The sequence below is a fragment of the Streptomyces sp. NPDC053079 genome (genome assembly GCF_044546695.1).
In the GTDB taxonomy this organism is placed as follows: Bacteria; Actinomycetota; Actinomycetes; order Streptomycetales; family Streptomycetaceae; genus Streptomyces.
This window is the reverse complement of the sequence record NZ_JBITZJ010000003.1, coordinates 405,094-431,959: the sequence shown is the minus strand read 5'-3', so window position 1 is coordinate 431,959 and position 26,866 is coordinate 405,094. Positions and strand designations below refer to the sequence as shown.

Annotated in this window: 25 protein-coding genes; 15 read left to right on the top strand and 10 right to left on the bottom strand. The window is 71.8% G+C overall.

Annotated elements, in window-relative coordinates:
• Nucleotides 1-10: 10 nt before the first annotated feature.
• The 3 genes from ACIGXW_RS14300 to ACIGXW_RS14290 all read left to right on the top strand — a co-directional run bounded on the left by ACIGXW_RS14300 (nt 11) and on the right by ACIGXW_RS14290 (nt 7,704).
• Nucleotides 11-4,033: a HAMP domain-containing protein gene (locus ACIGXW_RS14300; protein WP_399573122.1), complete on the top strand. Its 4,023-nt coding sequence runs from the start codon at nt 11-13 to the stop codon at nt 4,031-4,033.
• Nucleotides 4,034-4,063: 30 nt separating this feature from the next.
• Nucleotides 4,064-6,508, top strand: coding sequence for a SpoIIE family protein phosphatase (locus ACIGXW_RS14295; protein ID WP_399573120.1), 2,445 nt, complete (start codon nt 4,064-4,066; stop codon nt 6,506-6,508).
• A gap of 398 nt (nt 6,509-6,906) precedes the next feature.
• Complete coding sequence (locus tag ACIGXW_RS14290; protein ID WP_399573118.1) at nt 6,907-7,704, top strand: class I SAM-dependent methyltransferase; 798 nt, start codon at nt 6,907-6,909, stop codon at nt 7,702-7,704.
• Here ACIGXW_RS14290 and ACIGXW_RS14285 read toward each other — a convergent pair.
• The gene (locus ACIGXW_RS14285) at nt 7,661-8,563 is read right to left on the bottom strand and encodes a LysR family transcriptional regulator (protein WP_399573116.1); all 903 of its coding nucleotides are present in this window, start codon (nt 8,561-8,563) and stop codon (nt 7,661-7,663) included. The two genes, ACIGXW_RS14290 and ACIGXW_RS14285, sit on opposite strands and share 44 nt — an antisense overlap.
• A gap of 122 nt (nt 8,564-8,685) precedes the next feature.
• On the opposite strand from ACIGXW_RS14285, the gene ACIGXW_RS14280 reads away from it, so the two are divergent.
• On the top strand, nt 8,686-9,918 hold the full coding sequence (locus tag ACIGXW_RS14280) for an MFS transporter (protein WP_399573113.1): 1,233 nt from the start codon (nt 8,686-8,688) through the stop codon (nt 9,916-9,918).
• Nucleotides 9,919-10,042: 124 nt separating this feature from the next.
• Here the strand turns inward: ACIGXW_RS14280 and ACIGXW_RS14275 are convergent, their stop codons facing one another.
• On the bottom strand, nt 10,043-10,870 hold the full coding sequence (locus ACIGXW_RS14275; RefSeq protein WP_399573111.1) for a DUF1206 domain-containing protein: 828 nt from the start codon (nt 10,868-10,870) through the stop codon (nt 10,043-10,045).
• Between the two features lie 324 nt (nt 10,871-11,194).
• Between ACIGXW_RS14275 and ACIGXW_RS14270 the strand changes: the two genes are divergently transcribed.
• Nucleotides 11,195-12,370: a GH25 family lysozyme gene (locus ACIGXW_RS14270; protein WP_399573109.1), complete on the top strand. Its 1,176-nt coding sequence runs from the start codon at nt 11,195-11,197 to the stop codon at nt 12,368-12,370.
• A gap of 48 nt (nt 12,371-12,418) precedes the next feature.
• Here the strand turns inward: ACIGXW_RS14270 and ACIGXW_RS14265 are convergent, their stop codons facing one another.
• Nucleotides 12,419-12,850: a peptidoglycan-binding protein gene (locus ACIGXW_RS14265; protein WP_399573106.1), complete on the bottom strand. Its 432-nt coding sequence runs from the start codon at nt 12,848-12,850 to the stop codon at nt 12,419-12,421.
• Nucleotides 12,851-12,947: 97 nt separating this feature from the next.
• Between ACIGXW_RS14265 and ACIGXW_RS14260 the strand changes: the two genes are divergently transcribed.
• The 7 genes from ACIGXW_RS14260 (at nt 12,948) to cutA (ending at nt 18,467) form a co-directional block, all read left to right on the top strand.
• On the top strand, nt 12,948-14,207 hold the full coding sequence (locus tag ACIGXW_RS14260) for an APC family permease (protein WP_399573104.1): 1,260 nt from the start codon (nt 12,948-12,950) through the stop codon (nt 14,205-14,207).
• A gap of 9 nt (nt 14,208-14,216) precedes the next feature.
• Nucleotides 14,217-14,945 (top strand): tyrosine-protein phosphatase, encoded by a 729-nt coding sequence (locus ACIGXW_RS14255; RefSeq protein ID WP_399573102.1) that lies wholly within the window; start codon nt 14,217-14,219, stop codon nt 14,943-14,945.
• 100 nt (nt 14,946-15,045) lie between these two features.
• Complete coding sequence (locus tag ACIGXW_RS14250; protein WP_399573100.1) at nt 15,046-15,531, top strand: GNAT family N-acetyltransferase; 486 nt, start codon at nt 15,046-15,048, stop codon at nt 15,529-15,531.
• A gap of 152 nt (nt 15,532-15,683) precedes the next feature.
• A complete protein-coding gene (locus tag ACIGXW_RS14245) occupies nt 15,684-16,241 on the top strand; it encodes a GNAT family N-acetyltransferase (protein WP_399573097.1) in 558 nt (185 codons plus the stop codon).
• 233 nt (nt 16,242-16,474) lie between these two features.
• Complete coding sequence (locus tag ACIGXW_RS14240; protein ID WP_399573095.1) at nt 16,475-16,924, top strand: peptidoglycan-binding protein; 450 nt, start codon at nt 16,475-16,477, stop codon at nt 16,922-16,924.
• A gap of 97 nt (nt 16,925-17,021) precedes the next feature.
• Nucleotides 17,022-18,056 (top strand): peptidoglycan-binding protein, encoded by a 1,035-nt coding sequence (locus ACIGXW_RS14235; RefSeq protein ID WP_399573093.1) that lies wholly within the window; start codon nt 17,022-17,024, stop codon nt 18,054-18,056.
• Between the two features lie 90 nt (nt 18,057-18,146).
• A complete protein-coding gene (gene cutA / locus ACIGXW_RS14230) occupies nt 18,147-18,467 on the top strand; it encodes a divalent-cation tolerance protein CutA (RefSeq protein WP_399573091.1) in 321 nt (106 codons plus the stop codon).
• Nucleotides 18,468-18,488: 21 nt separating this feature from the next.
• Here the strand turns inward: cutA and ACIGXW_RS14225 are convergent, their stop codons facing one another.
• Nucleotides 18,489-19,436, bottom strand: coding sequence for a glycosyltransferase (locus tag ACIGXW_RS14225; protein WP_071967563.1), 948 nt, complete (start codon nt 19,434-19,436; stop codon nt 18,489-18,491).
• A 338-nt stretch (nt 19,437-19,774) separates the two neighbouring features.
• Between ACIGXW_RS14225 and ACIGXW_RS14220 the strand changes: the two genes are divergently transcribed.
• Nucleotides 19,775-20,008 carry a hypothetical protein gene (locus tag ACIGXW_RS14220; protein ID WP_071967564.1) on the top strand — a complete coding sequence of 78 codons (234 nt, stop codon included), beginning with the start codon at nt 19,775-19,777 and terminating at the stop codon, nt 20,006-20,008.
• Between the two features lie 55 nt (nt 20,009-20,063).
• Here the strand turns inward: ACIGXW_RS14220 and ACIGXW_RS14215 are convergent, their stop codons facing one another.
• Nucleotides 20,064-21,284, bottom strand: a complete 1,221-nt coding sequence (locus tag ACIGXW_RS14215; RefSeq protein WP_071967565.1) for a beta-ketoacyl-[acyl-carrier-protein] synthase family protein — start codon at nt 21,282-21,284, stop codon at nt 20,064-20,066.
• 149 nt (nt 21,285-21,433) lie between these two features.
• On the bottom strand, nt 21,434-22,027 hold the full coding sequence (locus tag ACIGXW_RS14210) for a PadR family transcriptional regulator (RefSeq protein ID WP_399573089.1): 594 nt from the start codon (nt 22,025-22,027) through the stop codon (nt 21,434-21,436).
• 98 nt (nt 22,028-22,125) lie between these two features.
• Between ACIGXW_RS14210 and ACIGXW_RS14205 the strand changes: the two genes are divergently transcribed.
• Complete coding sequence (locus ACIGXW_RS14205) at nt 22,126-22,548, top strand: nuclear transport factor 2 family protein (protein WP_399573086.1); 423 nt, start codon at nt 22,126-22,128, stop codon at nt 22,546-22,548.
• 309 nt (nt 22,549-22,857) lie between these two features.
• Here the strand turns inward: ACIGXW_RS14205 and ACIGXW_RS14200 are convergent, their stop codons facing one another.
• Nucleotides 22,858-23,613 carry a ferritin-like domain-containing protein gene (locus ACIGXW_RS14200; protein WP_399573084.1) on the bottom strand — a complete coding sequence of 252 codons (756 nt, stop codon included), beginning with the start codon at nt 23,611-23,613 and terminating at the stop codon, nt 22,858-22,860.
• Between the two features lie 197 nt (nt 23,614-23,810).
• Here ACIGXW_RS14200 and ACIGXW_RS14195 point away from each other — a divergent pair, with 197 nt between their 5' ends.
• Complete coding sequence (locus tag ACIGXW_RS14195; protein ID WP_071967570.1) at nt 23,811-24,386, top strand: TetR family transcriptional regulator; 576 nt, start codon at nt 23,811-23,813, stop codon at nt 24,384-24,386.
• A 44-nt stretch (nt 24,387-24,430) separates the two neighbouring features.
• On the opposite strand, the gene ACIGXW_RS14190 is transcribed toward ACIGXW_RS14195, so the two are convergent.
• From ACIGXW_RS14190 to ACIGXW_RS14180, 3 genes are all read right to left on the bottom strand, one after another.
• On the bottom strand, nt 24,431-26,125 hold the full coding sequence (locus ACIGXW_RS14190; protein WP_399573508.1) for an ABC transporter ATP-binding protein: 1,695 nt from the start codon (nt 26,123-26,125) through the stop codon (nt 24,431-24,433).
• Between the two features lie 67 nt (nt 26,126-26,192).
• Nucleotides 26,193-26,609, bottom strand: a complete 417-nt coding sequence (locus ACIGXW_RS14185; protein ID WP_071967572.1) for a lasso peptide biosynthesis B2 protein — start codon at nt 26,607-26,609, stop codon at nt 26,193-26,195.
• Nucleotides 26,606-26,863: a lasso peptide biosynthesis PqqD family chaperone gene (locus ACIGXW_RS14180; protein WP_399573082.1), complete on the bottom strand. Its 258-nt coding sequence runs from the start codon at nt 26,861-26,863 to the stop codon at nt 26,606-26,608. The genes ACIGXW_RS14185 and ACIGXW_RS14180 overlap by 4 nt, the downstream gene beginning before the upstream one ends.
• Nucleotides 26,864-26,866: the final 3 nt, after the last annotated feature.

The window sequence follows — 26,866 nt, the reverse complement described above, 5'->3', positions numbered from 1 at the left end:
AGGCTGGTACATGAGCGACGGCACGCCGGACGACTCCCTTCCCGCACCGCGCGCACGGGCGCCGCGCCGCACCGCCGACGTGGTGGCCGAGCCGGAACTGCGGCAACTGCTGGCCGGGCTGACCGCGGTGCGCGACGGCGACTTCGGCACCCGTCTGCCGGACGGCGGGGAGGGCCTGCTCGGCGAAATAGCCACCGTCTTCAACGGGATGGTGGACCAGCTGTCGCTGTTCACCTCCGAGGTCACCCGGGTCGCCCGGGAGGTCGGCAGCGAGGGCCGGCTCGGCGGCCAGGCGCGGGTGCCCGGCGTCTCCGGGACCTGGAAGGACCTCACGGACTCCGTGAACGTCATGGCCGGCAATCTCACCACCCAGGTCAGGGACATCGCCCAGGTCGCCACGGCCGTGGCACAGGGCGATCTGACGCAGAAGATCACCGTGGACGCCCGGGGCGAGATCCTGGAGCTGAAGGAGACCATCAACACGATGGTCGACCAGCTCTCCTCCTTCGGCGACGAAGTGACGCGCATGGCCCGCGAGGTGGGCACCGACGGCATCCTGGGCGGCCAGGCCGACGTCAAGGGAGTCTCCGGCACCTGGCGCGACCTGACCGACTCGGTGAACTTCATGGCCGGCAACCTCACCGCCCAGGTGCGTTCCATCGCCCAGGTCGCCACGGCCGTGGCGCAGGGCGATCTGACGCAGAAGATCACCGTGGACGCCCGGGGCGAGATCCTGGAGCTGAAGGAGACCATCAACACGATGGTCGACCAGCTCTCCGCGTTCGCCGACGAGGTCACCCGCGTCGCCCGCGAGGTCGGCACCGAGGGCAACCTGGGCGGCCAGGCGACGGTGCGCGGCGTGTCGGGCACGTGGAAGGACCTGACCGACAACGTCAACGTCATGGCCTCCAACCTGACCGGCCAGGTGCGTTCCATCGCCCAGGTCGCCACGGCCGTCTCCCGCGGCGACCTCTCCCAGAAGATCACCGTCGAGGCGAAGGGCGAGGTCGCCGCACTCGCCGGCGTCATCAACGTCATGGTCGACACCCTGTCCGCGTTCGCCGACGAGGCGACCCGCGTCGCCCGTGAGGTCGGCACCGAGGGCATCCTCGGCGGCCAGGCCCGGGTCCCCAACGTCGCCGGCACGTGGAAGGACCTCACCGACCACGTCAACTCGATGGCCAACAACCTGACCAACCAGGTCCGCAACATCGCCCAGGTGACCACCGCCGTCGCCCGGGGCGACCTGTCGAAGAAGATCGACGTGGACGCCCGGGGCGAGATCCTGGAGCTGAAGAACACCATCAACACGATGGTCGACCAGCTCTCCTCCTTCGCCGCCGAAGTCACCCGCGTCGCCCGCGAGGTCGGCAGCGAGGGCCGCCTCGGCGGCCAGGCGGAGGTCGAGGGCGTCTCCGGCACCTGGAAGCGGCTCACCGAGAACGTCAACGAGCTGGCCGGAAACCTCACGCGCCAGGTCCGGGCGATCGCCGAGGTCGCCAGCGCCGTGGCGGAGGGCGACCTGACCCGCTCCATCACCGTCGACGCCTCCGGCGAGGTCGCCGAACTCAAGGACAACATCAACTCCATGGTGGGGTCCCTGCGGGAGACCACCCGGGCCAACCAGGAACAGGACTGGCTCAAGACCAACCTGGCCCGCATGTCGGCCCTCATGCAGGGCCACCGCGACCTGGCCGTGGTCGCCGAGCTCGTCATGGACGAGCTGACACCGCTGGTCGGCGCCCAGTACGGGGCGTTCTACCTCGCCGAGGACGGCGAGGCCGGCACGGTCCTCAGGCTCATCGGCTCCTACGGCTACCCCCACGTCGGCGAACGCCCGCCCTGCATCCCCCTGGGCCGCTCCCTCGTCGGCCAGGCCGCGCGCGGCCGCCGCACCATCACGGTGGACGGGCTCCCGGCCGGCTACGTCACCATCAGCTCGGGGCTGGGCCGTGCCGAGCCGACGGGCCTGATCCTGCTGCCCGTCGTGGTCGAGGACCAGGTCCTGGGCGTCATGGAGCTGGCCTCGGTGTCTGCGTTCACCCCCGTCCACCGCGACTTCCTCGACCAGCTGATGGAAGCCGTCGGGGTCAACGTCAACACCATCCTGGCCAACGCCCGCACCGACGAGCTGCTCGCCGAATCCCAGCGCCTCGCCGCGGAGCTGCGCGCCCGCTCGGAGGAACTGCAGGTCCAGCAGGAGGAGCTGCAGCGCTCCAACGCCGAACTCGAGGAGAAGGCGGCGCTGCTCGCCTCCCAGAACAGCGACATCGAGCACAAGAACCTGGAGATCGAACAGGCCCGGCAGGAACTGGAGGAACGGGCCCGGCAGCTGTCCCTGGCATCGAAGTACAAGTCGGAGTTCCTGGCCAACATGAGCCACGAACTGCGCACCCCCCTCAACAGCCTCCTCATCCTCGCCCAGCTCCTCGCCCAGAACCCCACCCGCAACCTCACCCCCAAGCAGGTCGAGTACGCCGGCATCATCCACTCCGCCGGCTCCGACCTGCTGCAGCTGATCAACGACATCCTCGACCTGTCCAAGGTGGAGGCCGGCAAGATGGACGTCACCCCCGAACGCGTCCCGCTGCACCACCTGCTGGACTACGTCGAGGCCACCTTCCGGCCCATGACGGCCCAGAAGGGCCTGGACTTCCGGATCACCACCGACCCCGGACTGCCGGCCGAACTGCTCACCGACGACTCCCGGCTGCGACAGATCCTGCGCAACCTCCTCTCCAACGCCGTCAAGTTCACCGAGGAGGGCTCGGTCGAGCTCCGCATCCTGCCCGTCGCCGAGAGCGAGCTCCCCCAGCCCGCCCACCGGGGCGGTCCGGCCATCGCCTTCCAGGTCGGCGACACCGGCATCGGCATCGCCGAACAGCAACTGGACAGCATCTTCGGCGCGTTCCAGCAGGCGGACGGCACCACCAGCCGCAAATACGGCGGCACCGGACTGGGCCTGTCCATCAGCCGCGAGATCGCCCACCTCCTCGGCGGCGCCGTCACCGCCCGGAGCACGCTCGGGCACGGCAGCACCTTCACCCTCTTCCTGCCCGTGGCCCGCGCCGACTTCAAGGAGGCCGTCGCCGCCCCGGCGGCCGGCCCCGAGCGGACCGGCGCGTCCCTCACCGCCGTCCCGGCCGCCGGAATCGCCCTGCCCGCTCCCGCCCGCCGGCGGCTGCTGGTGATAGAGGAACGGCCGCGCGGACTGCTGTCCCTGGTCGCCGAGAGCGCCGTCGCCGACCTCACCGGCGACGACCCGCACACCCCCGGCCCGGGCGTCATGGCCGAAGTCGTCACCGCAGTCGACGCCCAGGAAGCCGCCGCCTCGCTCGCCGCCGAGCCGTGCCACTGCGTGGTCCTGGAGGTCAGCATGTCCGCCGGGGCGGCCATGCGCCTGCTGGAGGCCATGGACGGCGACCCCGCGCTGCGCAGCGTTCCCGTCCTGGCCCACAGCAGCAGGCGCCTGGACGCCACCCGGGAACAGGCCCTGCAGGACCACGCCGCCCACCGGCCCGTCGAACTGCTCTCCAGCCTGGACGAGTTGCGCGAACGCATCGCCCTGCACCTGTCCGCGGACGCACCCGGAGACGTCCTGCCCCTGGTCCGCCCCGACACCTCACGCCGGCGCGAACCTCCCGGGGGCGGCGGGGCACTGGCCGGCCGCACCGCGCTCGTCGTCGACGACGACACCCGCAACGTCTACGCGCTCACCGGCATCCTCGAACTCCAGGGCATGCGGGTGCTGCACGCGGAGAACGGCCGTACCGGCATCGAGACCCTCCAAAGACACCCGGAGACCGACCTGGTCCTCATGGACGTGATGATGCCCGAAATGGACGGCTACACCGCCACGGCCACCATCCGGGCCATGCCGGGCTACGCCGACCTGCCGATCATCGCCGTCACCGCCAAGGCCATGCCGGGCGACCAGGAGAAGAGCCTGGCCTCCGGAGCCACCGCCTACGTCACCAAGCCCCTCGACGCCGACGACCTCATCGCCCGCATACGGCGCTCACTGAACGCATAGCCGCGCACCCCACGACCGAGGAGCAGCCACTTGGGCACCCCCCGACAGTCCGAGCGCGGCGATCAGGACGGCGGAGCGCCGGCGGGCGGCGCGTCGGCGCGTCCGGACGAGCCCGGCACCACCGCCTCCACCCTGGGCCGGCTGGCCGACACCGTCGACCGCCTGCGCCGGGAAGTACGGGAGGCGCACGCGGCCGCGGACGGCCGGGCCCTGATCGAAATGGCCAAGGGCATCCTCGTCGAACGCCTGCGGTGCAGCCCCGTGCACGCCGACCGGCAACTGGCCGCCCTGTCCGACCGGGCCGGCCTCACCCGCCTGGAACTGGCCGCCGACATCATCAGCCAGGCCGCCCACGACCGCCTCGCCGAAGTGACCGAGAGCTTCATGGCCCGCGTGCGGGCCGCCGGCCGGTCCGGCGCCGAGGACGACACCCCGTCCGTGGCCGTACGGCTGCGCAGCGCCGAAAGCGGCGCACTGGCCGCGGACGACACCCAGGCCGTCGCCGAGTCCCTCCTGGCCCACGCCCTCGCCCCGCTCGGCGCCGTGGCCGTCGCCGTCTGGGCCGCGCGGACCGACGCCTCCATGGCCCTGGCCGGATGCGCGGGCTTCGCCCAGGAGGAGGCCGCCCGCTGGCACTACGTCCCCCCGGGAGTGGCGACCCCCGCCCGGCGGGCGCTCACCGAACGGCGCCCCGTGCTCCTGCCGGCACTGAAGGACACCTGCCTGCCGTCCATCGGCCACCGCCAGTTCCCCGGCGGCGGCCGGATGGCCGTCCCCGCCGAAGCCGGCGGCCGCATCCTCGGCGTACTGGAAGTCTGCTGGCCGCACCCGCTGGCGCCGCAGTCCCCGCAGATCCGGCGGCAACTCGAAGCCCTCGCCGAGCTGTGCGCGCACACCCTCGAGCACGCGTCACCCTCACTGACCGGCACCTGCACGGCCCTGCCGCCCCGCGCCTTCGGCGGCCCGGGTGAACTCGTCGACCTCGTGGACGGCATCGGCGACCCCGCCCTCGTCCTGCGGCCCCACCTGGACGCGGACGGCACGCTCTGCGACTTCCACATCCACCACATCAACCGGCACTTCGTCGACCCCCTCGGCCGCCCCGGCAGCGCGGTAGGCGGCGCACTGCTGCTGGAGGCCTACCCGATGGCGGCGGGCGAGGAAGGCCTCTTCCACCGGATCGAGCGCGTCCACGCCACGGGCGAGCCCTTCCGCGCCGAACGCCTCGCCCTCGCCACCGTCGTCGACCACCAGATACCGGTCACCGCCCTCGCCGACATCAGCATCAGCCGCCACGGCGAGAGCCTGCTGCTCGTCTGGCGCGTCGAGGACGAGGCCGTACGACTGGCCAACCTCCTCCAGCACGCCCAGCGCCTCGGCCGCATCGGCGGCTTCGAGGAGAACACCGTCACCGGCGAGATCGCCTGGAACCAGCAGCTGTTCTCCTTCTACGGGCTGCCCCCCACCGCGGCCCCCGTCCCCCTCGAACACCTGCCGTCCTTCGCCCACCCCGACGACTCCGCGACCATCCGCCGCTTCCTGCGCACCCTCCTGCACCACCGCCGCCCCGCCTCCACCGACTTCCGCCTCAACAGGCCCGACGGCATCGCCCGCCGCATCCGTGTCATCGGCGAACCCGTCCTCGACCCCGGCGGCCGGCTCCTCGCCGTACGCGGCGCCTACCAGGACATCTCCGCCCAGCACTGGACCGAAGTCGCCCTCGCCGCCACACGGGACCAGCTCGCCCACACCGAACAGCGCGCCGACGAGCGCAACCGCCTGGCCCTGCAACTGCAGCACGCCATCATGCCCCCCGCACGCGGCCACGTGGACAACCCGCACCTGCGCATCGGGGTGCGCTACCGCCCCGCCGAGAAGGACCACCTCGTGGGAGGCGACTGGTACGACGTCGTCATCCTCCCCACCGGGCGGACCCTGCTGTGCGTCGGCGACGTCGCCGGGCACGGCATCGACGCGGCGACCGACATGGTCGTCCTGCGCAACGCCCTGCGCGGCCTCGCCGCCACCGGAGCCGGCCCGGCCCAGCTGCTCACCTGGCTGAACGTGGTGGCCTTCCACCTCACCGAACGCGTGGCCGCCACCGCCGTCTGCGGCCTCTACGACCCGGCCAGCCGCGTCCTGAGCTGGGCGAGGGCCGGCCATCTGCCGCCCGTCCTGATCCGCGGGCGGCACAGCGACGCCCTCCCGCTCATCAAGGGCCTCCTGCTCGGCGCCCTGCCCGAGACGCGGTACGAGGAGGGGCACATCCGCATGGAGAGCGACGACGTCCTGCTCATGTACACCGACGGCCTCATCGAGTGCAAGGACCGCTCGCTGCACGACTCCCAGCGGCAGCTCCTGGAAGCCGGCGACTGCTCCACCGGCTCCCTCGAACAACTCCTGGACAACCTCCTGGCCCACACCAGCGCCGACACCGACGACGACACCTGCGTCATCGGCATCCAACTCCGCTGAGCAGGAGGCGCTTGAGCAGAAGGCATGCTTCAACGTCGTCCTCGGCCCTTGCGCCCTCGCCCTGGGAGCCACCGCCCTCGCCCGCCGCACGAACCGCCGCTTCCGCGCCCTCCTGGGCTGCGCCCTCGGCTGCGCCGACCTGGTCCTGCTTGCCGTCCTCGCCGCCGCACAGGGAACCCCCAGCTGGCACATGGGCGGCTGACTTCCGAACGCGTGGCCGCGCCGTCGCGCTCAGGAGCACCGCGAGGCTTCACGGTCCGCTCATCAGGACAGAATCGACGCATGGTGTTGTCCACCGGTCAGGGGGTGTCCTCGTGAGCCGGAGCTTTCCCCCTCCGGGGGACGGGCGCCGTGTACGACCCGCGCTGCACGGAGTTCCTGAAACGGCCCTGTGGGCGTTGTACTACCGGGCCGCGGCGGCCGCCCGATTTCCCGGCCTGCTGTCCGACCCGATGGCCGCAAAGGTGCTCGGGCAATGCGCATTCCCCTTCGAGGAGAGATTCGGCCGCCCTCTCGGATGGGCCTGCCGATATCTGGCCCTGCGCACCCGGTTTTTCGACCGGGAAGCGCGGCGATTCCTCGCCCGCCATCCGCAGGGCACCGTCGTCGCCCTGGGCGAAGGCCTGGACACCCAGTTCTGGCGGGTGGACAACGGCCACGTGCGGTGGCTGACGGTCGACCTGCCCGAGGTGATCGCCTTGCGGCGATCGGTGCTCCCGCACGACGACCGCCGCCAGACCGTGGCCTGCTCGGCGCTCGACCCGCTGTGGATGGAGGAAGCCGGCCGGGACGGCGACCAGGTGCTCGTACTGGCACAAGGACTGTCCTCGTACCTCCGGCCGGAGGAGGCGAACGGCCTGATCGACGCCTGTGCCGACCGGTTCCCGGGAGCCACCCTCGTCCTCGACGGCCTGCCGGGCTGGCTGACCGCCCTCAGCCGCCGCGGACTGATGCGCATCGGCCCCTACCGGTTCCCGCCCATGCGCTTCAGCATGGCCCCGCACGACGCGAGCCGCTTGCGCGACCGCCATCCGGGAGTGGACGACGCACGCCATGTCGGCCCGGACCGGGTACGGGACCCGCTCGCCGCCCTCCTGCGCTACGGCTACCGCCTCCCGGTGGTGGACCGGGCCCTGCCCGCCCACGTACGGATCACCCTCTCCGCGTCGTCCCCGTCCGCGCCAGCGCCTCGGTGAAGGCCCGTACGCGGGCGGTCTCATGGTCACGACGCCAGACGAGGGCGAGCTCGGAATCCGGGAGACCGCTGACCGGGACGTAGGCCAGCGCGCTGCGGCCGTGGTACTCCGCGGTGGGCCGGCACAGCAGCATCGCCCCCCGGTCCGCCGCGGCCAGGGTGAGGCCCTCCTGGAGCGTGCCGGCGACGGGGCCCGCCGGTATCGGGCGCCCTCCGGGCGTAACGGCGGGCGCCATGGCGTCGCGCCAGTAGGCGGGCGCCGGCTCACGCACGCCGATCAGCGGGCACTGTGCGAGTTCCTCCGCCCCCACGAAGGAACGGGCCGCCAGAGGATGACGCGCCGAGACCGCGAGCGTCTGCGGCTGCCGCGAGAAGACCGCCCCCACCACCAAGTCGTTCTCCACGACGGGCGCCAGGACGACGGCCAGATCCGCTTCCCCCCGCCGCACGGCGCCGAAGGGATCCGACAACGGCACCTCGACCATCTCCACGACACATCCGGGGTGCTGCTCCTGGAAGAGGGTCACCGCCCGCATCATGTGGTCGTTGGCCGTCCCCTGAAATCCCAGACGCAACGAACCCTCCACCGTCCGGGCGGCCGAGCGCGCCGCGTCGACGACCGCGTGCAGACCGTCGTACGCGGGCCGGAGCCCGGCGAGGAACTGTTCACCCAGCGGCGTCAGCCGCACCCGACGGCTGGTGCGCTCGACCAGCCGGGCCCCGATGCGGCCTTCCAAAGACCGCAGCAGTTGACTGACCCGGCTCTGGCTGACGTACAGCCGGTCCCCGGTCCGCCCGAAATGCAGCTCCTCGGCGAGCACGAGGAAACACTCCAGTTCACGGATGTCCAGACCGTTCATTCGTGCTGCGCCCGCCCTCTCCCGGCGTTCCGGGTGTTCCGCGATGGATCGATAAGCCTGACTCATTGAAGGATGAGAGATCGCCCGTTGTTCCCGCTGCGCGGGCCGGGTTGCCTGGACCCATGACGACGACTGCACGACGTACGATCGCCGGACCGCCCCGGCAAGAGGAACTGTCCACGAAGCGCGGCTGGGCGGCCGTGGGGGCGGTCGCGGCCGCCACTTTCACGGTCGTGACCTCGGAAATGCTGCCCGTGGGCCTCCTGACACCGATCGGCGGGGCGCTGGAGGTGAGCGAGGGCACCGCCGGGCTGGCCCTGACGGTCACCGGCTTGGTGGCGGCCGTGTCCGCGCCCCTGATCATGCCCGCCGTGGGCCGGACGGACCGGCGCGCGGTGCTGCGTGCCCTGATGCTGCTGCTCGCGGCCGGCAACCTGCTGGCCGCCTGGGCCCCGCACTTCGGGGTGCTGATGGCGGGCCGGGTCCTGGTCGGCGCGGGCATGGGCGGGGTGTGGGCGGTGGCCGCCTCACTGGCGGTACGGCTGGTGCCCGCGAGGTCGGTGGGCGCCGCGACCTCGTTGATATTCAGCGGCATCGCCGTCGCCTCCGTCCTGGGCGTCCCCGCGGGGACCTTCCTCGGTGAGGCCGCCGGCTGGCGGGCGGCGTTCGCGGCGGCCGGCGGGCTGGCCGTCGCGGTGGCGGCCGCACTGTCGCTGCTGCTCCCGCGCCTGCCGGTGGAGCGGGCGGTGAGGCTGGGGGGCGTGGCCGGGCTGACAGGGCGGCGCACCGTCCGCAGGGCGCTGTGGGCCATGGCCCTGCTCGTCACCGGCCACTTCGCCGCCTACACCTATGTACGTCCGGTGCTGGAGGACGTCTCGGGCGCGGGCGCCGGCCTGATCGGAGGGCTCCTTCTCGCCTACGGCGTCGCGGGCGTCGCCGGGAACTTCGCGGGCGGGGCGGGAGCCGCACGCTCCCCGCGCGCCACCCTGCTGGTGATCAGCGCGGTACTCGCGGCGGCCGTCCTGCTCGTCCCGGTGCTCGGCGGCTCACCGGCGACCGCCGCGGTGCTGCTGGTGGTGTGGGGCGTGGCGTACGGGGGAGTGTCGGTGACCACGCAGGCCCTGCTGGTGGCCGCGGCACCGCGGGACCATGAGGCGGCGTCGGCTCTGTTCGCCGGCGTCTTCAACGCCTCGATCGCCCTCGGGGCGCTGGCGGGCGGCCTCACGGCGGACGGGCTGGGCACCGCCCCGGTGCTGTGGACAGGGGGAGGCCTGGCGCTCGGCGCCCTGGCCGTCGTAGCACTCGGCCCCACGGGGAAGACGGTGGCACCGGCCCCGGAGGACCGCCAGGGGTGAACGCCTGGCGGGGGAGAGACGGCTAGGACACGGTCGGCCGACGGCATCCGCGACGACGGCCCGCAGCTCGCCGGTACGCGCGAACGTCCCGCGCTGCCGACCGGCCCCGCCTTCCCGTACGGCGTCACACTTTCCGCCAGCGCGCCATCGCGAAGGAGAACAGCCCGAACATCACGAGTCCCACCGCCACCGCGGTGAGGAGCCACGTGCCGGCGGGCGTGTCGGCGAAGCTGCGGAGTGTGTCGTCCAGCCCCTTGGCCTGCCCGGGGTCGTACGTCGCCGCCGCCTGGATGGCGAATCCGCCCGCGGCGGCGAAGAGCAGGCCCCGGCAGATGCCGCCACCGACCCCCAGGACGTCCACCGCGTTTCGCGTGCCGGCGGACATCTGCAGCAGATTCAGGTTGTCGCGGTAGGCGCGCATGGCGGCCCGTACCCCGATCCAGACACCCGTGCCCGCCAGTGCGGCTCCGGCGACGATCAGCAGCACCTGCCCGCCGGGCCAGTCCAGCACCCGGGCGGTGATGTCCTTGGACTGCTCGTCGGTCGAGCCGGCCCCGCTGCCCCGCTCGCCCGCCGCGAAGGCGATCACCGAGCCCGCGACGACGGAGTAGAACACGAAGCGGACGGCCGACAGCAGCCGTTTGCGCTTCTTCCGGCCGTCGGGGCCCGCCGAGCCGAAGACCACTTCCGACAGCCGCCACAGGGCCATGCAGATCAGCCCGATGCCCACCGCCCAGACCAGCACCTGGCCGAACGGCTTCTCGGCCAGCTCCTGCACCGCTCCACCCCGGTCGGCCTGTTCACCGCTGCTGCCGTGGGCGATGCGCAGAGCCAGCACTCCGACGAGCAGATAGATCACCCCGCGTGCCACCAGTCCCGCACGCGCAGCCGCGACCGTCCCCGTCCTGCGGGCCGCCTGTGCACTGTCGCCGTTCGGCCACTGCCGCATCATGCCGCCTCTCACATCACGCGCTCGGTCCGCGCCATGGATAGGTTCAGCTGCCCCCGGGTTCCCGGAGCGAAACGGCCCGCACGGGGGACGGCGCCGGGCCGGCGGGGGCCGACTGCACCCCGGGGTGGAGAAGCGGCCGCTCGCACCGGCCCGGGTGTCGGCCGCAGGGATGAGACGCCTCACACGCTACCGCCTGGGTTCACGCGCCGACTCAACCCCGCACGGGATGGTCCCTGGCATGTCCTCGTCGATAACGTCCGGGGTGCCCACCGACGAACGGCACACCGCACCGGCGCATCGGCAGACCAGAAGGGAACACCTCCGTTGAGAACATCCCTGAGCCACCGTTACCTGACCGTAGGGGCAGGCGCCCTCGTCCTGGCCCTCGTCCAGCCCGGCACGGCCCGCGCGGGCGAGCCCGTACCGCCGCCTTCCGGCATCCGGACAGCGGCCGACGTACGCGGCCTCGACGTGAGCAGCCACCAGGGAGAAGTGGACTGGCCCGCCGTGGCGGCCGCCGGGGCCTCGTTCGCCTATGTGAAGGCCACCGAGGGCCTGACGTACAAGAACCCGTACTTCGCCCAGCAGTACAACGGCTCCGCAGCCGCAGGGCTGGTCCGCGGCGCCTACCACTTCGCGAGACCTGACAACTCCGGCGGCGCCGCACAGGCCGACAACTTCGTCGACAGCGGCGGGACCTGGACAGCGGACGGCAAGACGCTGCCGGGCGCCCTCGACATCGAGCATCACCCGGTGCCGGGCGCTCCGGTCTGCTACAGCCTCGGTCAGGGCGCCATGGTCGACTGGATCAGCGCCTTCGTCGAGCGGTACCACGAGCGGACCGGACGCTACCCGGCCATCTACACGACCACGGACTGGTGGTCGCAGTGCACCGGCAACTCCGCCGCGTTCGCCGCGAAGTCACCGCTGTGGATCGCCAACTACAACGGCACGCCCGCCCCGCTCCCCAAGGGCTGGTCCGCCCACACCGTCTGGCAGCACGCACGGTCCGGCACGTTCCCCGGCGACCAGAACGTCTTCAACGGCTCGCTCGAGGACCTCAGGACCTTCGCGAAGCGCGACTACACGCCTCCCCCGACGGTGGCCTGGCCGATCGTGAAGCAAGGGCAGAAGGGCCCGCACGTGACCGCGGCCCAGTATCTGCTCAACGCCCGGGGCGCCGCACTGGAGGTGGACGGCGCGTTCGGTGGCGCCACGCGCGCCGCCGTCGTCGCCTTCCAGGAGGCCAACGGCCTCGGCGCCGACGGCATCATCGGCCCCAAGACCTGGCAGGCACTGATCACCACGGTCCGGTCGGGCTCGGGCGGGGACGCCGTACGGGCCGCCCAGTCCCTGCTCAACTCCCACGGAGCGACGCTGCAGGTGGACGGCCTGTTCGGCGCCGGCACGCGCGATGCCGCCGTCTCCTTCCAGAAGAGCCGCAACCTCACCCCGGACGGTATCGTCGGCCCCCACACCTGGCAGGCGCTCCTCTCCTGAGACCGGGCAGCGACGACGCTGCCGCCGGTCGACGGGGCCGGTCCCAGGTCAGCTGTGCCGCAGCTCCGCCCAGGTCCTGGCGTCGACCACGCCTGTCGGAGGCAGCCCGCGGCGCTCCTGGAAAGTCTTCGTGGCATCCTCGGCGTTCGGGCCGAACACGCCCTCGGGCTCCTCCTCGGTCTTCTGCAGACCGGTCCAGAACAACAGGAGGCACTGTGCTTCCTTCACCGTATTGCCGGTGCTGCCGACCTGAACGGTGGGCGGTGGGTTGCGGTTGTCGAAGCCGCAGGCCAGTCCTTCGATCTCCGATCCCGCGGCCGCTGTCGCGGTTCCGGCGGAGAAGGTCAGGGCCCCGGCGAAAAGCGAGGCGACGAGCGCGGTCGATGCCGCGGTGCGAGTAAGTAATTTCATGGTCCGGACCTTACTGATCAATGAGTTCGGGGTGACATGGATTTTTTCAAGCTGTTTGGCTTGGAACATTCCGTGAAAGGCGCCTCTCGCGAAGAACGTCTATCGTGCCGGGCGACAACCGGACGTGAGACGGCGGCGTACGAGCCCGCCGGGGCGGAGAAGCGACATGACCGAGCCCGAGGGAGCGCCCCCAGGGGGCGCGCTGCGGCGGCGCCTGGGCGTGGGCGACGCGGTCGTGATCGGCCTCGGGGCGATGATCGGCGCAGGGATCTTCGCCGCCCTCGCTCCCGCTGCCGCCGCCGCGGGCTCCGGCCTGCTCGTGGCCCTGGCGGTCGCGGGCGTGGTGGCGTACTGCAACGCCACCTCCTCCGCCCGGTTGGCCGCCCGCTACCCGGCCTCCGGCGGGACCTACGTCTACGGCCGCGAGCGCCTCGGCCCGTTCTGGGGATATCTCGCCGGCTGGGGATTCATCGTCGGCAAGACCGCCTCCTGCGCGGCCATGGCCCTCACGGTCGGGACCTACGCATGGCCCGGCCAGGCCCACGCGGTGGCGGTGGCGGCCGTGGTGGCGCTGACGGCGGTGAACTACGCCGGGGTGCAGAAGTCCGCCCTCCTCACCCGCGTGATCGTCGCCGTGGTCCTGGCCGTGCTCGCCGCCGTGGTGGTCGCCTGCATCGCCTCCGGTTCCGTGGATCCGGCACGGCTGGACGCCGGCCCGGACCTCACCTGGGGCGGAGTGCTGCAAGCGGCCGGTCTGCTGTTCTTCGCGTTCGCCGGGTACGCGCGCATCGCCACCCTGGGCGAGGAGGTCCGCGACCCGCGGCGCACCATTCCCCGCGCCATCCCGATCGCGCTCGGCATCACCTTGGCCGTGTACGCGTGCGTCGCCGTGGCCGTGCTGACGGTGCTGGGCCCGCGGCAGTTGGCCCAGGCCGCGGCGCCGCTGTCGGATGCCGTGCGGGCCGCGGACGCGGGCGGCCTGGCCCCGGTTGTACGCGCCGGTGCGGCGGTCGCGGCGCTCGGGTCGCTGCTGTCCCTGATCCTGGGAGTCTCCCGCACGACCCTGGCCATGGCCCGCGACCGGCACCTGCCCCACGCCCTGGCGGCCGTCCACCCCCGTTCCCACGTGCCGCACCGGGCCGAACTCGCCGTCGGCGCGGTGGTGGCGGTGCTCGCCGCCACGGCCGACGTCCGCGAAGCCATCGGCTTCTCGTCCTTCGGCGTGCTGGCCTACTACGCCATCGCCAACGCCTCCGCATGGACCCTCACCCCGGCCGAAGGCCGCCCGGCCCGACCCGTTCCGGTGCTCGGCCTGGCAGGCTGCCTGGCCCTGGCCTTCGCTCTGCCCGTGGCCTCGGTGGCCTGGGGCGCCACCGTCCTGGCCGTCGGCGCCACCGCCTACGGCATCCGCCGCACACACTCGTAGGGTGACCCCATGAGCAGACACATCGCGTTCGAGCGCCTGCACAACTTCCGCGACCTGGGCGGCTATTCCTCCGACGACGGCCGTACGGTCCGATGGGGCCGGCTCTACCGGTCCGACTCGCTCGCCAAACTCGGCGGTGAGGACTGGGACCGCTTCCTCGCACTCGGCGTGCGCACGGTGATCGACCTGCGGTATCCGTGGGAGATCGAGGCGAAAGGACGCGTGCCGCACAGCGACGGGCTGGCCTACTTCAACCTCAGCGTCGAGCACCGTCCCTACGACCAGGCGGAGATCGACGCGGATGTGGACCCCTGGCGCTTCCTCGCCGACCGGTACGCCGAGGTGGCGCTCGACGGCGTCAAGGAGCTGAGGCAGGCGCTGGACGTCATCACCGCCGCCGACGGCCCCGTCGTGTTCCACTGCGCCTCGGGCAAGGACCGTACCGGCCTGCTGGCCGCCCTCGTGCTCTCCCTGCTGGGAGTGACCGAGGACGACATCGCCACGGACTTCGCCCTCACCGAACTGGCGACGGAACGCCTGATCGCCGACTGGCACGCCACCCACCCGGGCCGCCCCCTGCGCTGGCCCGGATACGGCCGGGCCCCGGCCGAGATCATCCGCCTGTTCATGACCGACCTGACCACCCACCACGGGTCGGTGCGCCGCTACGTCACCGACCACCTGGGCTTCGACGAGAAGCAGATCACCGGACTGCGCGACCGACTCCTCACGGCGTGATCGCCGCTCATCGCGCCGGCCGTACTGGGTTCGGCCGCTCCCGGCCGAGTGATACTGCCCCAGCCGCCATCGCCCGGCGGACAGGGTCGAGGAGGAACGCATGAGCGACATCGTCATCCGTCCCGCCCTGCCCGAAGACTTGGTGCCCGTCGCCGAGCTTCGGTGGCAGTGGCTGCAGGAGAACCAAGGAGAAACCGTCGCGACCCGCGAGGAGTTCGTGCGTCACTTTGTGAAGTGGGCAGAGGCGAACCCGTCCCACCATTGCATGGTCATTTCCCGTGCTGGCTCGGTCATCGGCATGGCGTGGTTGGCGATCGTCCAGCGCGTGCCGCACCCGCGTGCCCTTGAACGGGCGTCCGGCGACGTGCAGTGCGTGTACGTGGTGCCGGAGGAGCGCGACGGCGGCCTCGGAGGACGGCTCATCGATGCCGTCCTGGCCCTCGCGCGTGACCTCGGGCTCGAGCGGGTGACGGTCCACTCCAGCGACCGGGCCATCACGGCGTACTCCCGTCATGGATTCGCGACCTCCCCGCGACTGCTCCAGTCGGCCACCGCGCCGGCCCCCGAACAGCCGACTGCGCCGTGATGGCGCTCATGGGCCCCGAGGCCATGGCGAGCCCCAGCAGGATGGCGCAGCCGATCGGCAGGACTGCCACGACCGCCGAGATGACGGACAAGGCGATGCGGATGCCGCATAATCGATCGCCCCGCTCACCGCGATCCCGCTAGGTTCACGCGATGATCGAGAAACCGACCGAGCTGCGAACCGCCCGCCTCCTGCTCCGGGGATGGCGCGAGGCCGACCTGGCCCCGTGGGCGACGATGAATGCCGATCCCCAGGTCCGGGAGTACTTTCCCGAGGTACTCACGCGTGAGCAGAGCGACGCGTCCGTCGCCCGCTACCGGGCGGATCTCGACCTGCGGGGCTGGGGATGGTGGGCGGTTGAAGTGCTTGCCACCGGGGAGTTCATCGGATTCGCCGGCCTGGACCCGGTGGAGGAGGACATGCCGTTCACCGGGGTGGAGGCCGGCTGGCGGCTGGCGCGGCCGGCCTGGGGACACGGCTATGCCACCGAGGCCGCGCTGGCGGTGCTTTCCTTCGGCTTCGAAGAGCTCGGTCTGCCGGAGGTCCTGGCGGTGACAGCGGCCACCAACGTTCGTTCGCAGGCGGTGATGCGCCGCATCGGGATGACCCGTGACCCGGCCGACGACTTCGACGACCCGACCGTGCCCGCGGGGCCGCTGCGCCGAAGCGTCGTCTATCGTGCGGTGCCTTCCGGCGTCGCGGCGAGGTGATGCGGGCGGGCAGGTGGGCGGATACCACCGATGCTGTACAACCCCTGCCGCTACCGCGGTTGATGGAGACGGATGCCGGTTCCTGGTCGAGCGAATGTCAACTCCCGGGTTGATGAGCGCCGGTTCGCCGAGAGATAGCTTCTGTGCCTGCAGAAGAGAGACGGGATCGACGCGGCCGACGACCAGTGCGCCGGCCTCGTGAGGTGCCGCCCCACGACCCGAAAGGTGAACGAATGCGACCGAATGCTGTGACCAGGACGCTCGTCAGTGTCACTGCCCTCGTCGGGATTGCCGCCGGGAGCCTGACGGGCGCGAGTGCCGGCTTCGCGGCGTCCGCGCCGGCCTCGAAGCCGGCGACGAGCTCCGAAGCCATCGCGCCGTTCGCGGTGAACAACCTCGGCCTGAATGCCGAGGAGGCCAAGAAGGTCCAGCGCTGGCTGAGGACGTACTGGGGGTACACCGCAGGGATCGACGGGCAGCTGGGCACCAACAGCTGGAAGTCGTTCCAGCGCTGCCTGAAGGAGAACTGGGGCTACGGCGGCGCCATCGACGGAATCGTCGGTAGCGGCACGGTGAAGGCGTTGCAGCGCCTGCTGCAGAACTGGGGCTACACCGGCGACATAGACGGAATCGCCGGATCGGGGACCAAGGCCGCGTTCAAGCGGTTCGCCAACGGCATCTAGCGGGCAGCGGACCTCCCGGCGCGTCCCGGGAGGTCCGCTGCTGTCAAGACCGGCCCGACCGTTGCCAAGCGACGTGGGCCGCGGCAAGGATGCTGGTATGGCGAGCCAGGGGGATATGGCGCCGCACGGGGCACGGGACGCGGCTGAGTTCGTCGCTCTGATGCGGCAGCTGAAGGAACGATCCGGGTTGACCTACCGGCAGTTGGAGGAGCGTGCCGCCGGGCGCGGTGAGGTTCTGGCGCGCAGCACGCTGGCCGATGCCCTGCGCCGGGAGGCGTTGCCCCGCTCCGAGATGCTGTCCGCGTTCGTCCGCGCCTGCGGGGACGACCACGAGGTCGACGCCTGGCTGGAGGCCCGGGACCGGATCGCCGCCGCCGAGGCACCTCCGCCCGGCGGCACCTCGAGCACCTCGGCGGTCTCCCGCGCATCGTCCCTCCCACGGCGCGCCCGCGTCACCGCGGTCGTGGTCACGGCTCTCCTGCTGGTGACGTCCGCGTGGACGCTCGTCCTCGAAGGCTCGAACCGGAGTGCGGCCCGTCCCGGCGCGCCCGCCAAGAACGCGGAGGCGAGCGGACAACCCCTGCTCTCGTCGAAGGCATGCGCCGCGACCCTGTCCAAAGGCGATCACAGTGTGTGCGTCCAGGAGGTGCAGAAGCGGCTCCAGCACCACGGACTCGACCTTCCGGCCGACGCCGTCTTCGGTCCTTACACCAAGATGCGACTGTCGGCCTTCCAGGTGTTCGCCGGAGTACCGGTGACCGCGATGGCGGACGACGTCACCAAGAAGGCCCTGTACAAGCAGAGCCTCAAAATCACCATGTGGTCGCCGGAGCGGGTGGAGCGGCGACTGCGCGAGGTGTTCCCCGAAGAGCCCGAGACGGCGGTGCGGCTCGTGCGGTGCCTCTCTCAGTTGGATCCCCTGTGGATCTGGGGCCATCGCGACGGCAACCGCGAATGGGGCCTGTTCCAGTTCTCGGACCTGGAACTCCGGGAACTGCGCGCCACCCCCGCGACCGCCCTGGACCCCGAGTGGAGCATCCAGCGTGGACGGGCCGTCTGGGCACGTACGAAGGACTTCGGCCATTGGTCGTGCACGCCCCGCGTCACGGCGATGGACGATCAGCAGGGTTGACCGGCACGGGCACCGGCACCGGCATGGGCATCGGCACCAGTTCCGGTCCGGCGCGCGGGACGGGAACCCCATGCCTCTACGCTCTGTGGCATGAGGAATGAGTGTGCCGTCGTGACCACGACCACCGACTCCGAGGACAAGGCCCAGGCACTGGCCGCCGGAGTCGTCGAGGGCGGACTGGCTGCTTGCGCGCAGGTCTACCCCATCGGCTCGGTCTACCGTTGGGAGGGCAAGGTCGAGTCCGCGCGGGAATGGCGGATCGACTTCAAGACGCGCTCCGCGCTGGTGGACGAGCTGACCGCGTTCCTCGTCGGCAAGCACGACTACGACACCCCGGAGGTCATCGCCGTGCCCGTGACCGGAGGGCATGCCGCGTACCTGGCCTGGGTCACGGCCGAGACGCGACCCTGACGCACCGCCCGGGGCCGCGGATCAGTGACGGGAGCGTTCCCGCTCTCGCTCCGGCCAGCCCGGCAGGCCCATGAGCGGCGGCAGCTCCGCCGTCCGGGCGGCGCGCCGGACGACCTCACCAGGACGTTCGCCGGGCGTCATGACCACGCTGCCCCAGTGCTCGGGCAGCGGCTGCCCCTGGGCGCGCAGCTCGTTCCGCAGCGCCACGTAGAGCAGTTCGAACGCCTGCAGGGAGATGTGCGCCCAGTCCCCTTTGACGTGCTCCTTGTAGCGCAGGTCCACCTGGCCGATGGCCTCGGCGCCGTGCCGGCGGCTGATCTGGTCGAGGATGGAGAACTCGGTACCCCACCCCACCGGGAACACCAGCTCGGCCAGCGTCGTCCGTCGGCTGGCGTGCTCGCCGCTGAGCGGCTGCCGCATGCCGGCCAGCTCGGGATGCAGCAGCGACAGCACCGGACGGGCCATGGCCTCGGTTGTACGGCCGCCCCCGTAATGGTCGTAGAACGCCCGTACGTGGTGGAGGGACGGGTCGCGCAGCAGGGGGCCGATCAGCCGGGAGACCTTCGAGGAGTCGAACCTCAGATGGTCGCCGTCGATGAAGACGACGATGTCGCCCTCGCTGGCCCAGATGCCCTTCCACATCACCGACCCCTTGCCGGAGTCGGGGATGTCGGTGATCGGCCCGGCGGTCGGGAAGTCGACCACCCGCGCCCCGGCGCCGGCCGCCAGCCGGGCGGTGTCGTCCGAGGAGCCGTGGTCGACGACCACCACCTCGTCGATGACCCGGGCGGTCAGGAGGTCCTTCACGACCGGCGTCACCACCCCCTCGATCGTCGCGGCGCAGTTCCGGGCGGGAACGACGACGGATATCCGCAGGGGAGTACCGCTGTCCGTCGTACGAGCGGCTTTGACTGCTGCGAGATCCTCGGGGGGATCCGCGTCGGAACCGAGGAAAGTCTTGATCGTCACGTTGCTCAGTCCCTTCGATCCTCACGACCTTGAGTTGCGGGGGCCGGCCAGAGCGAGGGCACGTGGTTGCGCGAGCGCAAAAGGATGCTGCACCCAGTGGAAATCTAAGGCGTGCCGCCACGGGCCGCGACTCGGGGCGACGACCCGGGGCGACGACCCGGGCCCGCGGCGGGCGGAGCCGGGGCCGCAAGGGTCCGGCCGTACGGGCGATACGGGCGATGTTCGCCCGCCCGCACCGTGGCGCTGCGGGGCACGGGGGCCCGTCGGATGCATCCTGGCGACCGAGCGCCGGACCGCGAGGGTGTCCCGGCGGGCGACCCGGCCAGGAGAGGTGCGGCATGGCGCAGTGCGAGGTATGCGGAAACGACTACGGCATGGCCTTCGAAGTGCACGCGGCAGGGGCCGTACACGTCTTCGACAGCTTCGAGTGCGCGGCCTACAAGCTCGCGCCGATCTGTGACAACTGCGGGTGCCGCATTCTGGGCCACGGCCACGAGACCGACGGCAAGTTCTTCTGCTGTGCCCACTGCGCCCGGAAGAAGGGGTACACCAAACTGGCCGATCACGTCTGAGCCGCATCTGCGTCGTGCCGGGCCCCGGCACGACGCAGATGCGGCCGGCCCCGGTTCAGGGAGCGGGGGTGAACACCAGCGAGGCGTTGTGGCCGCCGAACCCGAAGGAATTCGTCAGCGCCGCCTTCAGCGCGCCCCGCCGGGGCGCGCCCGCGACGACGTCGAGCTTCACCTCCGGGTCCAGGGTGTCCAGGTTCTGGGTGGCGGGGATGACACCGTCGCGGACGGCGAGGATCGCGGCGAGTGCGCCCATGGCTCCCGCAGCTCCGAAGAGGTGGCCGGTCATCGACTTGGTCGCGGTGACGGCCGGGTGGGTGCCGATGGCTTCGCCGATGGACAGGGCCTCCACGAGGTCGCCCTTGGGCGTGGACGTCGCGTGGGCGTGGACGTGCTCGATCGCGAGCGGGGAGAGCCCCGCGGAGGCAACGGCCGACCGCATGGCGCGGACCTGTCCGTCGGCGTGGGCGGCGGTGATGTGGTGCGCGTCCGAGGTGACGCCGGCTCCGGCGAGCGTCGCGTGGACGCGGGCCGTCCGCGCCGCGGCGAACTCGGCGCGCTCCAGGACGACCACGACCGCTCCCTCGCCGATGACGAACCCGTCCCGGTCGACGTCGAAGGGCCGGGACGCCAGCCGGGGTGCGTCGTTGCGCGTCGAGTGGGCCTTGGCCTGCGCGAAGCCGGCCAGCGGCAGCGGATGGATGCACGCCTCGGTGCCGCCCGCCACGACCACGTCGGCCCGGCCGAGACGGATCAGGTCCAGGCCCATCGCGATCGCTTCGGCACCGGAGGCGCAGGCGCTGACCGGTGTGTGGGCGCCGCCGCGGGCGCCGAGGTCGATGCTGACCCAGGCGGCGGGGCCGTTCGCCATCAGCATGGGCACGGTGTGGGGCGAGACGCGCCGCACGCCTGACGCCTCGAGGACGTCGTCCTGGCCGAGCATGGTCAACGCGCCCCCGGTGCCCGTGCCGATCACGACGGCCAGCCGCTCCGGATCGACGCCGGGCACGCCGGCGTCGGCCCATGCCTCGCGCGCGGCGACGAGCGCCGTCTGCTCGCAACGGTCCATGCGGCGGGCCTGTACCCGGTCCAGGACCTCGGTCGGTTCGACCTTGAGCCTGCCCGCTATCCGCACGGGCAGGCCGGCCGCCCACTCGTCCTCGATCGCGCTGATGCCGGACTCCCCGGCCAGCAGCCCGGCCCAGGTCGAGGCGACGTCCCCGCCGAGCGGCGTCGTGGCGCCGAGCCCGGTCACCACCACTTCGGTGTTGGCACCCATCGGATGAACCCCCTTGTCGTAGAGATACAAATCCCGCGTGCTGACGACTGCGGGAAGTGATCGACTTCCCTGTCACTCTGCCAAGGGAATGACGGGTGATCAGGTGTCGTGATCCACGGAGTCCGGGGTCGGGGTTTTGTGGGATTCGATCATTCACGGTCGTGATCGACGCGTGCGATTCCTCCGCGGGCCGCCCCCCTCTCGCGCAGGGTCGCCGCGCTCAGCTCGCACCAGTCCCGGTTCCCCCGCTCGAAGGCGAGGCCGCGCAGGCAGGTCAGGTACGGGCCGATGCGTTCGCCGTGGCGCAGGAACTCCTCCTCGCCGCGGCCGCCGCGCATCTTCTCCAGCAGCGTGCCGAACAGCTCGATCTTGGCCTCGGCGAAGGCGGCCCGTTCGGTGAGCCGTGCGATCAGTTCGCCGGTGTCGACGTGGTCGGCGGCCTGGACCTTGACGAGCAGGTCGTCACGGATGAACGAGGGCTTGGCGGCGGTGGTCGCGAACCGTTCCATCTCGGCGAGACCGGCGTCGGTCACCTTGAACAGGCGCTTGTTGGGCCGGGTGTCCTGCACCACCTCCCGGCCGACGACCAGTCCCTCCCTCTCCAGCCTCGTCAGCTCGGTGTACAGCTGCTGGGGCAGGGCGTGCCAGAAGTTCGCCACGCCCGTGTCGAAGGCCTTGGCCAGCTGGTACCCGCTCAACTCCTCGTTCAGCAGTGCCGCCAGTACGGCGTGACGCAAAGCCATCGGCTCGTCTCCTCCTCGCCCTGTTCATGGAACCTGCGGGCATGATACTCAAGGAATTGAGTAATCAGATTGATGACTATCGAGGAGGGCCCAAGCCCATGGCACCCGCAGAGCGCTTCCGCGCCGCCGTCGAGAGCCGCGATCTCGCCGCCCTGAACGGCCTGTTCGCCGAGGACATCCGCTTCTACAGTCCCGTGAAGTTCACGCCGTTCGAGGGCAAGCCGATGGTGATGGGGCTCTTCGGCGTCCTCCTGCGCACCTTCGAGGACTTCCGCTACATCGGTCACTTCGACGGCACGGCCGAGACGAGCGCCGACGGCGCCGAGGCACCCTCGGCGATCCTGCTCTTCCGGACGACCGTGAACGGCCAGCAGATCCACGGCACCGACCTCCTGCACTTCGACGAGGAGGGCAGGATCAAGGAGTTCACGGTGATGGTCCGCCCGCAGTCCGCGGTGCACGCCCTCGGCGAGGCCGTTCTCGCCGGCCTGGTCGCCGACGGCCTTCTCCCGGCCTCCTGACGGCCGGAGCCCCGTCGCGCCCGGCCGGGCCGGAGACGGAGGAACGGGTCCCTCCGATGATGGCCCGGCCGTACGCCGTTCGGACTACGGCGCTCTGGCCCCGGGCACTTCCCGGCGGCAAGTGTGGGCCCATGCAGCGACCCAGATGGGACAGGCTCGCCATTGTGCTGATGTGTCTCGCCGCGTTCCTCGACGCCGGCATCAACGGCCGGTCGCACGCGTCGGCACGCCTGAACGACGACCCGGCGCGGGCGATCGCAGGTGCCTCTCATGCGCTGAGGTCCACGGAACCGTCAGGCTACGCCGGGGTCACGACGCGCTGAAGCCGGTCCGGGGCCTCGGGACGGCCAGGGGCCGGGTGGTGTCCAGGACGGCCTCCACCGTCCCGCTCGTGGAGGCCATCACGTCGGCCACGAAGCGCCCGCGTCCCACTCCCAGGTGCCCCAGCGCCGGTCCGTGGTCCACGGCGACGAACACCGTCGCGCCGAGGACCAGGCCGCGCCACCCCGTCATCGCCAGCCGGCGCAGCGGCCGTCCCGGCAGCTCGGCGACGGAAGCGCGCAGGCGGCGGCAGTGGAACGGGATGTGGCGTTCCTCGTCCGCCAGGATGCGGGCCGCCACCTCCGACACCAGCGGGTCCCCGGAGCCGTCGCGCACGGCGCGGTAGTAGCGCACGGCGACGAGCTCGGCGACCATCAACGTCATCAGCTCCATCCGCAGCCCGAGCAACCGGCGCAGCCGGACGAACACCCGGTCGCTCCAGCATGTATCGATGGTGGGCTGCCCGCCGGCGGCCAGCAGTAGTGCCAGCAGACGCGCGTGGTTCTGCTCCTCGGCGACGAACAGCCGGACCGCCTCGGCGTAGTCGGCGTCCCCCGCCGCGTCCGCCTTGCCGATCAGATTCGCCCCGTCACCGTTCTCCCCGGTCTGGAAGCGCTGCAGGCTCCGCCAGACCACGTCGGGCAGGCCGGCGCCCACCGCCCAGTCGGGGTCGCCGACGCGCCCCCGATGCTCGGCCTCCGCCCGGAAGTGCCGCGTCCACTCCGCGAATCCCCCTGCGCTCATGTGGTCGTCCCGCCCCCGCCTCGTCGTGCGCCCGCCGTGGTTCGCCGACGAGTCAACCAAGCGTTTGTTCTGGTTCCGTAGCGGGTGTGTCACGTGGTGATCCAAACGGTGCGCCTGTCGGACGGCCGGACGGCTCCGCATGCACTACTCTTCCTGTAGTGGTCAAGACGTAGTACTACGAGCGGAGTGGTAAAGCCATGGTGCGCAGAAACGTCGAGCGGAGGGTGGCCCTCGTCGATGCCGCCATCGAGGTGCTGGCCAGGGAGGGCGCCCGGGGGCTGACCTTCCGGGCGGTGGACACCGAGGCCGCCGTCCCCACCGGCACGGCCTCCAACTACTTCGCCAACCGCGACGCACTGCTGATCCAGGCAGGTGCCCGGGTCTACGAACGCCTCCAGCCCGACGAGGCCACGATCGCCCGGCAGCGGGCGAGCGCACCGGACCGCGAGACCTACGTGATGCTGATGCGCGAAGTGATCGGCCGCATCAGCGCCTTCCGGGCCGGATATCTGGCACTGCTCGAACTGCGCCTGGAGGCGACCCGGCGCCCGGAGCTGCGGGCGTTGCTGACCGAACGCGTCCGTGCCGACGTCGACGCCAACGTGGCCTATCACGAGGACTCCGGCCTGCCCGGCGACGCCACCGCCGTCCGGCTGCTGTACCTGGCCTTCAACTGGCTCATCGTCGAACAGCTCACCCTGCCGGGCGTGTTCTCGGAAGCCGAGCGCGATCAGCTCGTCATGGCCGCGGTCGAACGCATCGTGACACCGTGACCTGATCCCGGACCGGCCGCGGGCGAACGTGGCCGCGGGCCGGGTCACGGGTTGAGCAGTTGGGTGCTCGCCAGTTCGCCGTAGAGGGCGTCCTGCGCCATGAGCTCGGCATGGGTCCCCACCGCCCGTACCCGCCCCGCCTCCATGACCACGATCCGGTCCGCCGTGGTCACGGTCGACAGCCGGTGGGCGACCACCAGGACCGTCGTGGCGCGGGCGGTGTCGGTGATCGTGTCGCGCAACGCCGCCTCATTGGCGGCGTCGAGCTGGGAGGTGGCCTCGTCCAGCAGCAGCAGCCCCGGGCGGCGCAGCAGGGCGCGGGCGATCGCGACGCGCTGCCGCTCACCGCCGGAGAGGCGGCTGCCGCGATGGCCGACGTCGGTGTCCAGCCCCTGGGGCAGCCGTTGCGCGAGGCCGTCCAGCCGTGCCAGACGCACGACGCGGGCGAGCTCCTCGTCGGTGGGGTCGGGGGAGCCGAACGTGAGGTTGTCGCGCAGGGTTCCCGCGAGGACGGGTACGTCCTGCTCGACGTAGCCGATGGCGGCACGGAGCCCGGCCATCGGCCAGTGCCGTATGTCCCTGCCGTCCAGGAGGACGCGACCGGAGTCGGGCTCGTAGAAGCGCTCGATCAGGGAGAAGAGCGTGGTCTTGCCCGCGCCGGACGGGCCCACGAACGCGGTGAGCCCGCCCGCGGGAACGGCGAAGGAGACCTTGTGGTGGACCCGGGGCGCCCCGGGGCGGTAGGCGAAGCACACCCGGTGGAACGCCACGCTCAGGGGCGGCCGGCCCAGTGCGGGAGGAGGGCCCTGCGGCGCCGCCGGGCCGACGGCCACGGCCTCCGGTTCCTCGGTCTCCAGCTCTTCCACGTCCCTGATGCGGGCCGCGGCCGCCGACGCGATCTGGACCTGGCCGACGCCTTCGACCAGCTGGCCGATCCGAGGGGCGAGCGCGAAGAGATAGAGCAGGAAGGCGACGAGCGTGGAGACGCCGATCGCACCGGAGGACACGCGCGCGCCTCCCACCCCGAGCACCACGAGGAAGGCGGCCTGGATGATGACCGCCGACGTCGTCGCCGACACCGCCTCCCACGCCGCGGCCCGTACACCGGTACGGCGGGCGTGCTCGGCCGCCCGGTGCAGCGCCCGGGACTCCCGCTGCTCGGCACCCGACGCCTTGACGGTACGGAAGGCACCCAGAAGCCTCTCGAGCGCGGCGCCGATGTGCCCCACCGACTCCTGCGTGTGCCGGGTGGCACGGCCGATCCGCGGGGCCACCACCGCGACGATGACGCCGGCGAGGGCGATCACCGCGAGGGTGACGCACAGCAGCACGGCGTCCAGCAGCCCCATCATGACGACGGTCGCCACGGTGACCAGCGTCCCCGTGACCGCGGCGGACACCGCCTGCGGCGCGCTCTGGCGCAGCAGCGTCGTATCGGAGGTCACCCGCGCGATCAGCTCGCCCGGCTCACTGCTGTCCACGACCGGTACCCGCAGCCGCACAAGACGGTCCGTCAGCCGGCAGCGGGCGGCGCAGACGACGGACTCGGTCGCGCACTGCAGTACGTAATGTCCCGCTCCGGCGAGGGCGGCTCCGGTCACCACCAGCAGGCTGAGCAGGAGTACGGGCCCGGCCGCCGGGTGCCCCTGGCCCATGTCGTCCACCACGCGCTTGGCCGCCAGGGGCTGGGCCAGGCCCATCACGCTGCCCACCAGCCCCAGCGCGACACCCGCGGCCATGCGCCCGCGCTGCGGCCGCAGTTGGTCCACCAGCGCGGCCGGTGCGGGCAGTGTCGAGGTCACCGGCTCACTCCACGGTGAAGAAGCGCTGGAAGTACTCCGCCGGGGCGCCCTCCCCGACCAGGACCCCTTCCGCCTCCACCCACGCGTGCGCGGCGAACGGCGGCCGGCTGCGCACCCCTACGCACCAGGCGGGCCACTGGCCGTACCAGCGGCACAGCAGCACGGTGGCCAGGGACCGGGGCAGACACCCCTTGTGCCCGCCCGCGGCCAGGCTCACCGTGAGCACCGTCCGCCGTGCCGCGCTCGCCTCGGCGAGTGTGGCGGGACGGGCGCCGCGGCGCAGCCGGACCAGGATCGCGCGGATCCGGCGGGGTGGCTGGGTGGCCAGCACATGGGCGCACGCCACCGCCGCCCTGGCCAGGAAACGGCGGGCCGGCGGAATGGAGCGCGGGTGGTAGAGAACCGCTTCCGGCGTCGTCATGAGGTGATCAGCCCCGCGGCGCGCAGTTCGCCGACGATGCGGCTGACGTCCAGGGCGGCCAGCTCGGCGTCGACGTCGTCGTAGCGCTCGGTCAGGGCGCGGGCCGCCTGTTCGGTGCCGTGGCCGTCGAGCAGGGTCTGCAGGACGAGGGCGGCCGTCGGGTTGAGCGTCCAGTACTCGGCGCTCTCCTGGTCGAGCAGCGCCATCCCGTACTCGGTCTCGGTCATCAGGACACCGGGCTTCAACGCGAGCACCGT

Bases quoted from the DNA above. Each gene is read 5' to 3' on its own strand.
- ACIGXW_RS14245 (WP_399573097.1), top strand. From the start codon at position 15,684: ATGATCGAGAAACCGACCGAGCTGCGAACCGCCCGCCTCCTGCTCCGG.
- ACIGXW_RS14200 (WP_399573084.1), bottom strand. From the start codon at position 23,613: ATGAGCGCAGGGGGATTCGCGGAGTGGACGCGGCACTTCCGGGCGGAG.
- ACIGXW_RS14195 (WP_071967570.1), top strand. From the start codon at position 23,811: ATGGTGCGCAGAAACGTCGAGCGGAGGGTGGCCCTCGTCGATGCCGCC.
- ACIGXW_RS14255 (WP_399573102.1), top strand. From the start codon at position 14,217: ATGAGCAGACACATCGCGTTCGAGCGCCTGCACAACTTCCGCGACCTG.
- ACIGXW_RS14260 (WP_399573104.1), top strand. From the start codon at position 12,948: ATGACCGAGCCCGAGGGAGCGCCCCCAGGGGGCGCGCTGCGGCGGCGC.
- ACIGXW_RS14185 (WP_071967572.1), bottom strand. From the start codon at position 26,609: ATGACGACGCCGGAAGCGGTTCTCTACCACCCGCGCTCCATTCCGCCG.
- ACIGXW_RS14220 (WP_071967564.1), top strand. From the start codon at position 19,775: ATGGCGCAGTGCGAGGTATGCGGAAACGACTACGGCATGGCCTTCGAA.
- ACIGXW_RS14285 (WP_399573116.1), bottom strand. From the start codon at position 8,563: ATGAACGGTCTGGACATCCGTGAACTGGAGTGTTTCCTCGTGCTCGCC.
- ACIGXW_RS14210 (WP_399573089.1), bottom strand. From the start codon at position 22,027: ATGGCTTTGCGTCACGCCGTACTGGCGGCACTGCTGAACGAGGAGTTG.
- ACIGXW_RS14280 (WP_399573113.1), top strand. From the start codon at position 8,686: ATGACGACGACTGCACGACGTACGATCGCCGGACCGCCCCGGCAAGAG.
- ACIGXW_RS14300 (WP_399573122.1), top strand. From the start codon at position 11: ATGAGCGACGGCACGCCGGACGACTCCCTTCCCGCACCGCGCGCACGG.
- cutA (WP_399573091.1), top strand. From the start codon at position 18,147: ATGAGGAATGAGTGTGCCGTCGTGACCACGACCACCGACTCCGAGGAC.
- ACIGXW_RS14265 (WP_399573106.1), bottom strand. From the start codon at position 12,850: ATGTTCCAAGCCAAACAGCTTGAAAAAATCCATGTCACCCCGAACTCA.
- ACIGXW_RS14240 (WP_399573095.1), top strand. From the start codon at position 16,475: ATGCGACCGAATGCTGTGACCAGGACGCTCGTCAGTGTCACTGCCCTC.
- ACIGXW_RS14275 (WP_399573111.1), bottom strand. From the start codon at position 10,870: ATGATGCGGCAGTGGCCGAACGGCGACAGTGCACAGGCGGCCCGCAGG.
- ACIGXW_RS14190 (WP_399573508.1), bottom strand. From the start codon at position 26,125: ATGGCCGCGGGTGTCGCGCTGGGGCTGGTGGGCAGCGTGATGGGCCTG.
- ACIGXW_RS14235 (WP_399573093.1), top strand. From the start codon at position 17,022: ATGGCGAGCCAGGGGGATATGGCGCCGCACGGGGCACGGGACGCGGCT.
- ACIGXW_RS14215 (WP_071967565.1), bottom strand. From the start codon at position 21,284: ATGGGTGCCAACACCGAAGTGGTGGTGACCGGGCTCGGCGCCACGACG.
- ACIGXW_RS14205 (WP_399573086.1), top strand. From the start codon at position 22,126: ATGGCACCCGCAGAGCGCTTCCGCGCCGCCGTCGAGAGCCGCGATCTC.
- ACIGXW_RS14250 (WP_399573100.1), top strand. From the start codon at position 15,046: ATGAGCGACATCGTCATCCGTCCCGCCCTGCCCGAAGACTTGGTGCCC.